Annotated in this window: 13 protein-coding genes; 9 read left to right on the top strand and 4 right to left on the bottom strand. The window is 75.3% G+C overall.

Annotation, left to right across the window (positions count from 1 at the left end; all coding sequences use genetic code 11):
- Nucleotides 1-10: 10 nt before the first annotated feature.
- A complete protein-coding gene (locus HL663_RS12230) occupies nt 11-595 on the bottom strand; it encodes a DUF3000 domain-containing protein (RefSeq protein WP_173028643.1) in 585 nt (194 codons plus the stop codon).
- A 435-nt stretch (nt 596-1,030) separates the two neighbouring features.
- On the opposite strand from HL663_RS12230, the gene HL663_RS12235 reads away from it, so the two are divergent.
- Genes HL663_RS12235 through HL663_RS12250 form a run of 4 tightly spaced genes read left to right on the top strand, consistent with a single transcriptional unit; the run spans nt 1,031 to nt 3,963 of the window.
- Complete coding sequence (locus tag HL663_RS12235) at nt 1,031-1,855, top strand: DMT family transporter (protein ID WP_173028644.1); 825 nt, start codon at nt 1,031-1,033, stop codon at nt 1,853-1,855.
- 47 nt (nt 1,856-1,902) lie between these two features.
- On the top strand, nt 1,903-2,961 hold the full coding sequence (gene hemE, locus HL663_RS12240; protein WP_173028645.1) for a uroporphyrinogen decarboxylase: 1,059 nt from the start codon (nt 1,903-1,905) through the stop codon (nt 2,959-2,961).
- Between the two features lie 32 nt (nt 2,962-2,993).
- Nucleotides 2,994-3,449 carry a DinB family protein gene (locus tag HL663_RS12245; RefSeq protein ID WP_173030147.1) on the top strand — a complete coding sequence of 152 codons (456 nt, stop codon included), beginning with the start codon at nt 2,994-2,996 and terminating at the stop codon, nt 3,447-3,449.
- A 4-nt stretch (nt 3,450-3,453) separates the two neighbouring features.
- On the top strand, nt 3,454-3,963 hold the full coding sequence (locus tag HL663_RS12250) for a GNAT family N-acetyltransferase (RefSeq protein ID WP_286175594.1): 510 nt from the start codon (nt 3,454-3,456) through the stop codon (nt 3,961-3,963).
- 4 nt (nt 3,964-3,967) lie between these two features.
- On the opposite strand, the gene HL663_RS12255 is transcribed toward HL663_RS12250, so the two are convergent.
- The gene (locus HL663_RS12255; RefSeq protein WP_173028646.1) at nt 3,968-4,930 is read right to left on the bottom strand and encodes a DUF4349 domain-containing protein; all 963 of its coding nucleotides are present in this window, start codon (nt 4,928-4,930) and stop codon (nt 3,968-3,970) included.
- 173 nt (nt 4,931-5,103) lie between these two features.
- Here HL663_RS12255 and hemG point away from each other — a divergent pair, with 173 nt between their 5' ends.
- From hemG to HL663_RS12270, 3 genes are all read left to right on the top strand, one after another.
- Nucleotides 5,104-6,576 (top strand): protoporphyrinogen oxidase, encoded by a 1,473-nt coding sequence (hemG, locus tag HL663_RS12260; protein ID WP_173028647.1) that lies wholly within the window; start codon nt 5,104-5,106, stop codon nt 6,574-6,576.
- Nucleotides 6,573-7,298: a hydrogen peroxide-dependent heme synthase gene (gene hemQ / locus HL663_RS12265; protein WP_173028648.1), complete on the top strand. Its 726-nt coding sequence runs from the start codon at nt 6,573-6,575 to the stop codon at nt 7,296-7,298. Before hemG ends, hemQ begins: the two co-directional genes overlap by 4 nt.
- A 201-nt stretch (nt 7,299-7,499) precedes the next feature.
- Nucleotides 7,500-8,420 carry a type IV toxin-antitoxin system AbiEi family antitoxin domain-containing protein gene (locus tag HL663_RS12270; protein WP_173028649.1) on the top strand — a complete coding sequence of 307 codons (921 nt, stop codon included), beginning with the start codon at nt 7,500-7,502 and terminating at the stop codon, nt 8,418-8,420.
- Nucleotides 8,421-8,557: 137 nt separating this feature from the next.
- Here the strand turns inward: HL663_RS12270 and msrB are convergent, their stop codons facing one another.
- On the bottom strand, nt 8,558-8,989 hold the full coding sequence (gene msrB, locus HL663_RS12275) for a peptide-methionine (R)-S-oxide reductase MsrB (RefSeq protein WP_173028650.1): 432 nt from the start codon (nt 8,987-8,989) through the stop codon (nt 8,558-8,560).
- Nucleotides 8,990-9,070: 81 nt separating this feature from the next.
- Here msrB and HL663_RS12280 point away from each other — a divergent pair, with 81 nt between their 5' ends.
- Both HL663_RS12280 and HL663_RS12285 read left to right on the top strand, forming a co-directional pair.
- Entirely contained in the window at nt 9,071-11,239 is a 2,169-nt protein-coding gene (locus tag HL663_RS12280; RefSeq protein WP_173028651.1) for an ATP-dependent DNA ligase, read from the top strand.
- A complete protein-coding gene (locus HL663_RS12285) occupies nt 11,236-12,420 on the top strand; it encodes an alpha/beta hydrolase family protein (protein ID WP_286175595.1) in 1,185 nt (394 codons plus the stop codon). The genes HL663_RS12280 and HL663_RS12285 overlap by 4 nt, the downstream gene beginning before the upstream one ends.
- A gap of 25 nt (nt 12,421-12,445) precedes the next feature.
- Here the strand turns inward: HL663_RS12285 and HL663_RS12290 are convergent, their stop codons facing one another.
- Nucleotides 12,446-13,192, bottom strand: coding sequence for a dihydrofolate reductase family protein (locus HL663_RS12290; protein ID WP_173028652.1), 747 nt, complete (start codon nt 13,190-13,192; stop codon nt 12,446-12,448).
- Between the last annotated feature and the right edge of the window lie 26 nt (nt 13,193-13,218).

Consider the following 13,218-nt stretch of genomic DNA (forward strand, 5'->3'; position numbering starts at 1 on the left):
CATCCGGCGGTCACCGTCGGGGGCCCGGGAGGGCGACGACGCCATCGGGCAGCGGAGGCAGCCCGGCGATCGTGCACAGGAGGTCGGACCACGCGAGGAGGTGCTCGCCGGCCTCGGGGCCGAGCGGGGTCCAGGACGCGCGCAGCTCCATCTCCACGCTCGCGGGCCGGTCGGCGAGGCCGCCGAAGCTCTCGGAGACCACGCGGGTCACGGTGCCGGCCTCGGCGATGAACGGCACGCCGCGCGCGGTGAGGGCGTCGGTCAGCCAGCTCCAGCCGACCTCGCCGAGCAGCGGCTCGGTCGCGAACTCCTCCTCGAGCTCGGCCCGCGCGAAGGTGACGGCGCGCCAGGCGCCGCCCCACGGCTCGGGCTCGGAGGGGTCGTGGAGCAGGACGAACCGACCGGAGGCGAGCTCGGAGTCGGGGTCGTGCGGGTCGATGACGTCGGCGGTCAGCGCGACGGCGTGCGGGGCGATCCGCTGGGGCGCGGGCACCTCGGTCAGCCGCACCTCGGGCCGCAGGCGGGCACGGTGCAGCTCGTCGAGTGCCTGGGTGAAGTCCGGGGAATCCTTCCCGGTCACGGTGCTGCGCGCCACGTGGAGCACAGTAGGACGCGCGCCCGCCCCAGCGCGGCAGGGCGCGCCGATCAGCAGCCGTCCGGTCGACCCCTCCCGCTGCGCACGGTGTTCCTTCCGCTGCACGATGAATCCCTCCCGTGGTGGGAGGGAAACCTCCCGCGCGGCAACCGTGTGGTTGCGCCGGTGCAGGAAAACCTCCCGTGGGCGGGGCGGCTGGGTCGAGGTGATGTCCGACAGCGAGGTGGTCGGGTCTCACCTCGACCCGACCGGCCCTCCGCCCGTTCGAGGTGATGTCCGACCACGAGGCGGTCTCGTTTCACCTCGACCCCGCTGGTGCGAGCCGTTCGAGGTATCCGGCCGTCGCCGGACGGTGGCCTGATACCTCGACCCGTCCGCCGGCCGCGCCGCGGGACGCCGCCCCGACCCAACCCGTCGCTGGCCTAGCCTGCGGCTGTGGTCAGCCTGCTCGCCCTCGCCTCCTCGGCGGTCTGGGGCACCTCGGACTTCTTCGCCGGCCTCGCCTCGCGGCGCCGGCCGCCGGTCGCGGTCGTCGGCTGGACGCAGGGCCTGGCCCTCCTCGTCGTCTCCGTCATCGTCCTCCTCCGGCGCGACACCGTCACCTTCGAGGGCTGGCCCCTGTGGTCGGTCGCCGCCGGCCTCGCCGGGATGTCCGGCCTCGTCTGCTTCTACTCGGCCCTGTCCGCCGGGACCATGGGCGTCGTCGCGCCGATCGCCGCGCTCGGCGTCGTCGTCCCGGTCGTCCTCGGCGTCGCCGGCGGCGACACGCCCTCGCCGTGGGCGTGGGTCGGGATGCTCGTCGCGATCGTCGGCGTGACGCTCGCCAGCGGGCCGGAGCTGACCGGCGACGTCTCGCCGCGCCCGGTCGTGCTCGCCTCCGTCGCGGCCCTCGGCTTCGGCCTCGCCCTGTACTGCATCGACCGGGGCGCCCGGGACTCCGCGCTCCTCACGCTCTGGGGGATGCGCCTGACGTCGGTGAGCATCCTGCTCGTCGTCGCGCTGCTCGTGCGCTCGACCGGAGGCGTCACCCCGCGCGAGGTGCCCGGCCTGCTGCTCATCGGCTGCGGCGACCTCGGCGCCAACTTCCTCTTCGGCATCGCGTCCTCGCGCGGCGAGGTGAGCATCGCGTCGGTCCTCGGGTCGCTCTACCCGGTCGTGACGATCGTCCTGGCGCGTGTCGTCATCAAGGAGCGGCTGCGGCGCGTCCAGCAGGCCGGCGTCGTCCTCGCCGTCGGCGGGGCCGTGCTCATCGCCCTGTAGCCGCCGGCGGACGGACGCACCCCCGGCGGGTGGGAGGATGTCGAGCCGTGACGACCTCCCCGAGCCCGGCCGCCGCGCCCGCCTCCGACTCCGCCCTCGTGCGGGCCGCCCGCGGCCTGCCCGTGCCGCACACCCCCGTCTGGTTCATGCGCCAGGCCGGCCGCTCGCTGCCGGAGTACCGCAAGGTCCGCGAGGGCGTCGGGATGCTCGAGTCCTGCCGGCGCCCCGACCTCGTCACCGAGATCACGCTCCAGCCGGTGCGCCGCCACGGCGTCGACGCGGCGATCTTCTTCTCCGACATCGTCGTCCCGCTCGCGGCCGTCGGCATCGACCTCGACATCGTCGCCGGGGTCGGCCCGGTCGTCGCCGAGCCGGTGCGCACCCGCGCCGACCTCGAGCGGCTGCGCGACCTCGTCCCCGAGGACGTCCCCGACATCACCGAGTCGGTCCGGATGCTCACCGCCGAGCTCGGCACCACCCCGCTCATCGGCTTCGCCGGCGCGCCGTTCACCCTCGCGTCCTACCTCGTCGAGGGCGGGCCGTCGAAGAACCACGAGCACACCAAGGCCCTCATGCACGGCGACCCCGGGCTGTGGCACGACCTGTGCGCCCGGCTCGCCCGCATCTCCGGCGCGTTCCTGCGGGTGCAGGGCGAGGCCGGCGCCTCGGCCCTCCAGCTCTTCGACTCCTGGGCCGGCTTCCTCAGCCGCGCCGACTACGAGGGCTTCGTCGCCCCGCACTCCGCCGCCGCGCTCGCGTCCGTCGCCGACCTCGGCGTGCCCCGGATCCACTTCGGGGTCGGCACCGGCGAGCTGCTGACCCTCATGGGCGAGGCCGGCGCGGACGTCGTCGGGGTCGACTACCGGGTGTCGCTGACCGACGCCCTCGAGCGCACCGGCGGACGCTGGCCGCTGCAGGGCAACCTCGACCCCGCGCTGCTCTTCGCCCCGTGGGAGGCCCTCTCGCGTCGCGTCGTCGAGATCGTCGAGGAGGGCCGCGCCGCGCCCGGGCACGTCTTCAACCTCGGCCACGGCGTCCTGCCGCACACCGACCCCGACGTGCTCACCCGCGTCGTCGAGCTGGTCCACGAGGTCTCGGCCCGGTGACCGACCCGGCGCCGGCGGCGAGCGAGCGGGCGATGCTCGACGCGTTCCTCGACGAACACCGGGCCGGTCTGCGCGAGGCGCTCGCCGGGCTCACCGAGGAGCAGGCGCGGCGGCGGCTCGTGCCGTCGGCCACGACGCTGCTCGGGCTGCTCAAGCACGTGACCTTCGTCGAGCGGGTGTGGTCCGAGGAGGCCGTGCTGCGCCGGCCGCGGACGGGGATCGGTCTGCCGGCGAGCGTCGACGAGACCTTCGAGCTCGCGGACGACGACACCGTCGTCTCGGTCCTGACCGACCACGAGAAGGCCTGTGCCGCAGCCCGGTCCATCGCCGCGACCGTCGACCTCGACGACACCGTGCTGGGGAACCGGCGCGGCCCGCTCCCGATGCGCTGGGTGCAGCTGCACCTGCTGCGCGAGCTCGCCCAGCACGCCGGCCACGCCGACATCCTGCGCGAGCAGGTGCTCGCCGCGGACGCCCGGGACGCCTGACCCCGTGCCCGCCGACCGCGTCCTCGCCGGCCACGGGCTGACCCTCGAGCCGCTGCGCGTCGAGCACGCCGACGTGATGGCGTTCGCCCTCGCGGACCCCGCCCTCCACACGGTGACCGGCGGGCGGCCCGCCAGCACCGACGAGCTGCGCGAGCGCTACACCCGGCAGCTGCGCGGCCCCGACGACCCCCACGAGGAGTGGTGCACCTGGGTCGTCCGCGACGGCGACGACGGGCCCCTCGTCGGGTTCGTCCAGGCGACGCTGACGGGCGACGGAGCGTGCGCCGAGCTCGCGTGGGTCGTCGGCACGCCGTGGCAGGGCCGGGGCATCGCGCGGCGGGCGGCCGCGCTCGTCCTCGCCGAGGTCACGCGCCGCGGCGTCGGCACGGTCGTCGCCCACGTACGACCGGGCCACGCGCCGTCGGAGGCGGTGGCCCGGTCGCTCGGGATGGGGCCGACGGACGTCGTCGTCGACGGCGAGACCCGCTGGTCCCTGGAGGTCCCGGGCCGCTGACGCCTCAGGCCGAGGGGGCGACCGGCGGCGTCGAGGACGTCGCGACGACGGCCGGACGGCGCCGACGCAGCCAGGCGAGGAGCGGTCCGAGGACGACGGCCACGGCGACACCGAAGGGCAGCACCGCGCCGAGCAGGGTCAGCACGAGCTGCACCGAGCGGGTGAACGCACCCCAGCCCGCCGCGAGGCCGGCGACGAAGCCGGTCGGCTCCTCGGTCGGCGCGGCGACGTCGCCCGTCGCCAGCCGGACGGTGACGGGGGAGAGGGTGACCCGGTCGTCCAGACCGGCCAGCTGCTGCTCCATCGACTCCAGGTCCGCCTGCCGGCGCGAGAGCTCCGACTCCAGGCTGACGATGTCGGCCAGCCGGTCGGCCCGCCCCATGAGCAGGCGCACCCGCTCGACGCTGGCCTTCATCGTCTCGACGCGGGCGGAGGTGTCGACGTACTGCGCGGTGACGTCGTCGGTGCTGGTCTGCCGCGACAGCACCTTCCCGGCCTTGGCGACCTCGTCGAGCGTCGCGTCCAGCTTGGCGGTCGGCACCGAGATCGTGATGGTGCCCCAGCTGCTCTGCGCCGCAGGGTCGCTCGACACCTCTTCCGCGACGACCAGACCCCCCTGACGGGCTGCAATCGCCCGCAGGTCCGACGCCGCGCGGGTCACGTCCTTCACCTCGAGCGAGACGTCGGCCCGGCGCGCCAGCTTCCGCTGGGCGACGGCCGCCACGACCGCGGCCGTCCCGCCGGACGTCGCGGCCCGGTCGCCCCCCGACTGCTGCTCGGGGGTGACGGAGGCCTCGTCGCGAGCCTTCGCGTCGCCCGCCGGGGAGTCGGCCGCGACACCCCCGGTGACGGACGACGCGCCCCCGGAGTCCGACCCGCTGCACGCGGCCAGGGCGGTGACGCAGACGACGCCCGCGGCCAGGGCGGCGGCGAGGCGTCGGGACGGGGGGAGGGAGGTGGTGGGCACGGTGACTCCTTCGTCGGTGGCTCGGTCTCCGCTGGGGCGCGTCGCCGCGGGCCGGAGTTCCCGGCGTGCGGTCTCGATGTGGTCACGGGTGCGCATCGGCCCGGTCTCGTCGGGAGGCCGGCCGCCCGGCACCCGCGCAGGTCCGCGCCGGGGCCGCGTGAGAACCTGAGGGCATGCCCGACGCCCCCACGACCCGGCCGCACGTCGCCGTCGTCGGAGGCGGCATCGGCGGCCTCACCGCGGCCCTCGAGGTCCTCGACGCGCTGCCGGACGCCGACGTGACGGTGCTCGAGGCCGGCGACCGGTTCGGGGGCAAGCTGCGCACCGACGCCGTGGCGGGGCACCGGGTCGACGTCGGCGCCGAGTCGCTCCTGGCCGTCCGTCCCGAGGCTCTCGCGCTGGCCCGCCGGGTCGGCATCGCCGAGGACGACCTCGTCACGCCGGCGACCACGTCGGCCACGCTCTGGTCGCGCGGCGTCCTGCGCCCGCTGCCGCAGGGCACGCTCATGGGGGTCCCGACCGACCCGGCCTCCGCCCGCGGCGTGCTGTCGGACGACGAGGTCGCCCGCGCCGCCGACCCGCAGCCCTGGCCCGGCGGCGGGGTGACGGACGACGTCTCCGTCGGCGACTACGTCGGCCACGTGATGGGTCGCGCCGTCGTCGACCGGCTCGTCGAGCCGCTGCTCGGCGGCGTGTACGCCGGTCACGCGGACCGCCTCTCGCTGCGCGCGACCATGCCGGCGCTCTGGCTGCGCGCCGTCGCGGGCGGGCTGCCCACGGCGCCGCCCTCCGCGCAGCAGCCCGGCCCGGACGCCCCGGCCGCCGCGCCGCGCCAGCCCTTCGCGGGCATCCGCGGGGGCATCGGCCGGCTGCCCGAGGAGGTCGCCGAGGCCCTGCGCACGCGCGGCGCCCTGCTGCGCACCGGGGCCGTCGTCCGGGGCCTCGAGCGCGACGGCGCCCGGTGGCGCCTGGTCGTCGGCTCGGCGGCGGACCCCGTCACCCTCGAGGCCGACGCCGTCGTCCTCGCCCTGCCGCCCGCCCCCACCGCCCGCCTGCTCGCCGACCTCGCCCCCGCCACCGCGCGGCTGCTCGGCGAGGTCGAGACCGCGTCGATGGCGGTCGTCACCCTCGCCGTCCGCCGCGAGGGCCTGCCCGACCTGCCCGGCTCGGGCTTCCTCGTGCCGCCCGTCGACGGGCGGTCCATCAAGGCGAGCACCTTCAGCGCGAACAAGTGGGCCTGGGTCGGCTCGCTGTCCCCGGACGTCGTCCACCTGCGCGCCTCGCTCGGCCGCGCCGGCGAGGAGGCCGTCCTCCAGCGCGACGACGCCGACCTCGTGACGCTCGCCGTCGCCGACGTCGGCGAGGCGCTCGGGGCGCCGCTGACCCCCGTCGTCGACCACCACGTCCAGCGCTGGGGCGGTGCGCTGCCGCAGTACGCCGTCGGCCACGTCGACCGCGTCGCCGCCGTGCGTGAGGACGTCGCGCACCTCGCGGGCGTCGAGGTCGCGGGCGCCACCTACGACGGTGTCGGCGTCCCCGCCGTCATCGCCTCCGCCACGACCGCCGCCCACGGCGTCGTCGCGCACCTGACCTCCGCCGCGGCAGGCGCGGCGAGCACCGCAGCACCCCGAGGAGAGTCGCGATGAGCACCCCCAGCCGTCCCGCCCCGAGCAAGCCCGGCGCGAGCCGCATCCGCGAGATCAACGACACCATCCGCTACGCCATGTGGTCGGTGTTCGCCCTCGCCGAGCCGCTCGGGGACGCCGACCGCACCGACCTCGCCGACGAGGTCGAGCAGCTGTTCGCCTCGCTCGGCGCCGAGGACGTCGTCGTCCGCGGCGTCTACGACGTGGCCGGCCTGCGCGCCGACGCCGACGTCATGGTGTGGTGGCACGCCTCGACCATCGAGGCGCTGCAGCAGGCGTACCACGCGCTGCTGCGCACCGAGCTCGGCCAGCACCTCGACCCGGTGTGGTCGGTGGCGGCGCTGCACCGCCCGGCCGAGTTCAACAAGAGCCACATCCCGGCGTTCATGGCCGACGAGGAGGCCGGCAAGTACGTCTGCGTCTACCCCTTCGTCCGCTCGTACGAGTGGTACGTCATGGACGACAAGGAGCGCCGCGACATGCTCGTCGAGCACGGGCAGATGGCGCGTGAGTACCCCGACGTCCGCGCCAACACGATCGCGGCGTTCGCCCTCGGCGACTACGAGTGGGTGCTGGCCTTCGAGGCCGAGGAGCTGCACCGCATCGTCGACCTCATGCGCGAGCTGCGGGCGTCCAAGGCGCGCCTGCACGTCCGCGAGGAGATCCCCTTCTACACCGGCCCCCTCGTCGCGGTGCCCGACCTCGTCGCCCGCCTGCGCTGACCCGTTCCGCGAGCACCACCCGTCACGCGCGTATCGGGTCACCCGATACGACCGCGCCTCACCCGGGAACCGTTGTCGGGTGAGGCGCAGCGTTGTCCGGGGCGACGGCGGTCATCCACAGGGCCGGTCCTGGGATGGCGCCGTCCACAGATCTGTCCGGGCCCGGTGACGAGCCGCCGCCCATCAGCCGACGCTGGCCCGATGAACGACGCACTCCGATCGCTGGCCGACGCCCAGGGCGGTGTCTTCACGACGACCCAGGCGCGACGCGTCGGGGTGGGCGACCGCGGCCTCGCGCGCCTGCGGCGTGACCGCGAGGTGCACACGGTGGCTCGCTCGGTGTCGAGCACGAGCCCCTGGCGGGACGGCCGGCTGGATGCCCGGCTCCTCGTGCGGACCCGCGCGGCGCTGGCGCTGTACCCCGACGCCCGGGCGGTGGGGGTGTCGGCCCTCGTCCTCGCGGGTGCCCCCGTGCACGGCGTGCCCTCCGACCGCGCGGACGTGGTCCGGCCCGTCCATCGTGAGGTGCTGACCGACCTCTGCCGGATCCGCCCGCCGCACCCCGCCCTCCGGACCCTGGAGCCGGCGCCGGACGCATCGACGAGGATCGCGGCGGCCGTCGTGCAGTCCGCGCTCGACCACGGGCACGTCGCGGCGGTCGTGGCCGCCGACCACGCGCTGCAGCATCGGTTGGTGACCCGGGAGCAGATCACCGCGGTCGCCGACCGCGTCGAGGGATGGCCCGAGTCGGGGCGGGTGCGGACCGCTCTCGCCCTCATGGACGGACGCTCCGAGTCGGTGGGCGAGACGCTCGCCCGCCTCTTCGTCGTCGGGTTGGGATGGAGCGTCACGCCGCAGCTGCCGCTGCGGGACGCCGGCGGGGTCTTCGGCTACGGCGACCTCGGCGTCGACGGCACGTTGCTCGTCCTGGAGTTCGACGGTCGCGTCAAGTACGCGAGCGACCCCGACGCCCTCTGGAAGGAGAAGCGTCGCGAGGACCGCGGCCGGCGGGCCGGCTACCTCTTCGAACGGATCATCTGGTCCGAGCTCGATGCCCCCGCGGTGCTCGGGCCACGGCTCGTGGCGGCGCGAGCACGGGCCGAGCGCTGGCCCGACGTCTGACGCGACGCGCCTTCCCGGACAAGAACGCGCTTCACCCGAGAACGGAACTCGGGTGAAGCGAGGCCGTATCGGGTGACCCGATACGCGTGTGACGCGTGGGATCAGGCGAGACGTGGGGTCTGGTGACGCGCTTCGGGTCAGGCGTCGGTGGCGGGGCGCAGCGTCATGCTGATCGAGTTGATGCAGTAGCGCTGGTCGGTCGGGGTGTCGAAGCCCTCGCCCTCGAAGACGTGCCCGAGGTGGCTGCCGCACGAGGCGCACCGCACCTCGACGCGCTTCATGCCCATCGAGCGGTCCTCGAGCAGCTCGACCGACTCGCCGGCGAGCGGGCTCCAGAACGACGGCCAGCCGCAGTGCGACTCGAACTTCGTGTCGGACTCGAAGAGCTCGGCGCCGCACGCCCGACAGGCGTAGACGCCGGTCGTCTTGCTGTCGGTGTACTCCCCGACCCAAGGGCGCTCGGTCCCGGCCTCGCGGAGCACCTGGTACTCGGCGGGGGAGAGCTGCTCGCGCCACTCGGCGTCGGTCTTGCGGACGGTGTACTCGTGACCGGTGGGCTTCATCGTCATGTCCGTCCCAACACCACGCGCGCCCCGATGGTTCCCGTCGCCTCCGCCCGTCCGTCGGAGCCCGTCGTTAGGCTCCGGGACATGGCCGATGCACAGATCGTCGAGGTCGAGGGGCCGCACGGCGTCCGGCAGGTCCGCCTGAGCAGCCCCGACCGGCTCATGTGGCCCGACGCGGGCATCACCAAGGGCGACCTCGCGGGGTACGTGCAGGCCGTGGGCGACTGCCTCGTGCGCCACATCGGCGACCGCCCGGTCACGCTCCAGCGCTTCCCCGAGGGCATCGAGGGCGAGGAGTTCTACCAGAAGAACCCGCCGAAGGGGATGCCCGAGTGGGTCGGCACGGTCGGCTGCCGCTACCCGAGCGGGCGGCGCCACCCGCAGATCGTGGTCGACGAGGTCGCCACCGCCGTCTGGGCCGTGCAGATGAACACCGTGACCTTCCACCCGTGGCCGGTGCGCACCGCCGACACGGACAGGCCGGACGAGCTGCGCATCGACCTCGACCCGCAGCCCGGACGGGGGTTCCCCGACGCGGTCGAGGCCGCCCTCGCGCTGCGCGACCTCATGGGCGAGCTCGGGCTCACGGCCTGGGCGAAGACGAGCGGCAACCGGGGCGTGCACGTCTACGCGCGGGTCGCGCCGACGCACGAGTTCCTCGACGTGCGCCACGGGGTCATCGGCATCGCCCGCGAGCTCGAGCGCCGCCTGCCCGACCTCGTCACCTCCTCGTGGTGGAAGGAGGAGCGCGGCGAGCGCGTCTTCGTCGACTTCAACCAGGCCTGCCGCGACCGCACCATCGCGTCGGCGTACAGCCCGCGACCGCTGCCCGGCGCCCCCGTCTCGATGCCGGTCACGTGGGAGGAGCTGAGCACCGTCGCGCCGGGGGACTTCACGGTGCTGACCGTGCCCGACGTCCTCGAGGACCGGGGCGACGCCTGGGCGGGCATCGACGACGCCGTGGGCGACGTGACCACCGCGATCGCCCTGTGGGACAGGGATGTCGAGGAGCGTGGGCTCGGCGAGCTCAACTTCCCGCCGGACTACCCGAAGATGCCCGGCGAGCCGCCGCGGGTGCAGCCGAGCAAGCGCCGCCAGGACAAGGCCGACGCCGAGTACATGGCCCCCAAGGCCGAGCGCGACGCCGCGGCGCGCGAGGAGTGGGGGATGCCCGTCGTGCCCCCGGTCGCGCCGATGCTCGCCAAGCCGGTCAAGGGCCTCGACGCGAAAGTGCTGCACGACACCGAGGTCGTCTACGAGCCGAAGTGGGACGGCTTCCGCTCCATCGTCTTCCGCTCCGGCGACCGCGTCGAGATCGGCAGCCGCAACGAGAAGCCGATGACGCGCTACTTCCCCGAGGTCGTCGAGGCCGCCCTCGCCAACCTGCCCGAGCGCTGCGTGGTCGACGGCGAGATCATCGTCGTCCGGCCGGGGGAGGACCGGCTCGACTTCGAGCTGCTCAGCCAGCGCATCCACCCGGCGACCAGCCGGGTCACGAAGCTGTCGGTCGAGACGCCGGCCCGGTTCGTCGCCTTCGACCTGCTCGCGCTCGGGGACGACGACCTGACCGGCCGGCCCTTCGCCGAGCGCCGAGCGCTGCTCGAGGAGGCCCTCGCCGACGCGCAGGCCCCGGTGCACCTGACCCCCGCGACGCGCGACCCCGCGGTCGCCGCCGGGTGGTTCACCGAGTTCGAGGGGGCGGGGCTTGACGGTCTCGTCGCGAAGCCGGCCGACGGGCCGTACGAGCCGGACAAGCGCACGATGCTCAAGATCAAGCACGAGCGCACCGCCGACTGCGTCGTCGCCGGGTACCGCACCCACAAGTCCGGCGACGACGTCATCGGCAGCCTGCTCCTCGGCATCCACGACGCCGACGGCACGCTCGTGTCGGTCGGGGTCATCGGTGCATTCCCGATGGCCCGCCGCCAGGAGCTCTTCGCGGAGCTGCAGCCGCTCGTCACCGACTTCGACGAGCACCCGTGGGCCTGGGCGAAGCAGGAGGAGGGCCACCGGACCCCCCAGAGCTCCGCCGGCAGCCGGTGGGCCGCGGGCAAGGACCTGTCCTTCACGCCGCTGCGGCCCGAGCGCGTCGTCGAGGTGCGCTACGACCACATGGAGGGGGTCCGGTTCCGGCACACCGCCCAGTTCGTGCGCTGGCGCCCCGACAAGGACCCCGCCGACTGCACCTACACGCAGCTCGACGAGCCGGTGTCCTACGACCTGTCGGCCGTCCTCGCGGGGGAGCCGACGTGAGCGAGCGCGACCCCGCCCGCGCCGGTCGGGCCCGCCGCCTCGCCCTGGCCGGCGCCGCGGTCGGCGGGACGGCGGCCCTCGCGTCGGGTGGCGGCTCGGTGGCCGCCGCGGCCTACTTCGCCCGACGGGTCGTCACGCCGGAGCGCGCCCGTCCCGACGACGTCGTCGTCCACTCGGCCGACTCCCGGACCGTCGTTCTCGGCACGACCGCCGAGACCGTCGTGCCGGGCCGCTACGGGCTCTGGCTCGAGGGCGGGCTGGGGCACGCCCGGTACGGCGAGGTGCTCGAGCTCGACGCGACGGCCGGCCAGGTCCGGCGCGAGCTGCTCGGGGTCGACCGCGGTGTCCTCGGCCCGGGCACGGCGCGCTTCAACCCGTACTACTTCGGCAGCGCGCCCGACGACAGCCTCGACCTGCCGACGGTGCACGTCACCTACGACGGTGAGCTCGGGCCGATGCCCGCGTGGGTCGTCGCGCCCGACGGCCGGCCCACGACGCGGTGGGCGGTCCTCGTCCACGGCCGGGGCGCCCGGCGCGAGGAGACCGTCCGGGCGCTGGCACCGCTGCTCGCCGCGGGATGGACCTGCCTCGCGCCGACCTACCGCAACGACGAGGGCGTCCCCGCGGGGCCCGACGGGCGCTACGCGCTGGGGCTCTCGGAGTGGCGCGACATCGACGCCGCGATGGGCCACGCGGTGCAGCGGGGTGCCCAGGAGCTGCTGCTCGTGGGCTGGTCGATGGGCGGGGCCATCGTGCTCCAGGCGCTCGACCGCTCGCCGCGCGCCGACCTCGTCAGCCGTGTCGTCCTCGACGGGCCGGTCGTCGACTGGGGGCACGTGCTCGCCCACCACGCGCACCAGCACCACATCCCGCCGCCGGTCGGCTCGCTCGCGCGCCTCCTGATGCGCCACCGCCTCGGCCACCGGCTCGTCGGGGTGCACGAGGGGGTCGACCTGGCCCTCACCGACTGGGTCCGACGCTCCGACGAGCTGCACCACCGGGTGCTCCTCATCCACTCGGCCGACGACGAGTTCGTGCCCTTCGGCCCCTCGCTCGCCCTCGCCCAGGCCCGCCCGGACCTCGTCGAGTTCCACGAGTGGCGCCTGGCCCGGCACTGCAAGGAGTGGAACACCGACCCCGAGCGCTGGGAGCGCCTCGTCGGGGAGTTCGCCTCCGGCTGAGGCGAACCGGTGACGAGCCGGGCGGTCAGGAGCGGACGCGCCAGAGACCGAGCATCGTGCCGGACTCCTCGAGCAGCAGGTGCGGCCTGAGGGCCACCCCGTCCGGGGCAGCCAGCGGCGGGCCGCCGACGATCCGCGGGAAGTCGCCGCCGCCGACGACGACGGGGGCGAGGGTCAGAGCCATCTCGTCGACGACCCCGGCCGCCAGCGCCGTGCCGAGCAGCGACGGCCCGCCCTCGAGCAGGACGTGGCGCAGCCCGCGCTCGGCGAGCCGGTCGAGGGCGTCGGCCAGGTCGACCTCGGCGTCGCCGCAGACGAGCACCGACTCCTCGCCGAGCACGGACCGGGCCCGGGCCAGCGCGGCGTCCCCGGCGGACGCGCACGTCACGAGCAGGCCGGCGCCCCGCCCCTCGGTCGGCGTGCGCAGACCCTCCGGCACGCGGCCGCTGCGGGTGACGGCGACGAGCGCGGCCGGGACGGGGGAGCCGCGGGTCGGACGGACGCGGGTGTAACCCTCGTCGCGGACGGTGCCCGCCCCGACGAGGACGGCGTCCGCGTGGTCGCGCAGCACGGCGAAGACGCGGTGGTCGGCGGGGGTGTTGACCGAGCCGCTGCGCCCGTCGGCGCCGGTCGCCGAGCCGTCGAGCGTCGTCACCATGTTGGAGCGCACCCAGCGCCGTCGCGCCGGCGGGGCGTAGAGGCCGACGAGGTCGGCGGCCGCGACGCGCCCTCCGGGGGAGGCGGGGCGGCGGGGGTCGATGAGCACGCGCATCCCGTCATCCAAGCAGGGCTGCTCTG

The sequence above is a fragment of the Arthrobacter sp. NEB 688 genome (assembly GCF_013201035.1).
Taxonomy (GTDB): Bacteria; Actinomycetota; Actinomycetes; order Actinomycetales; family Dermatophilaceae; genus Phycicoccus.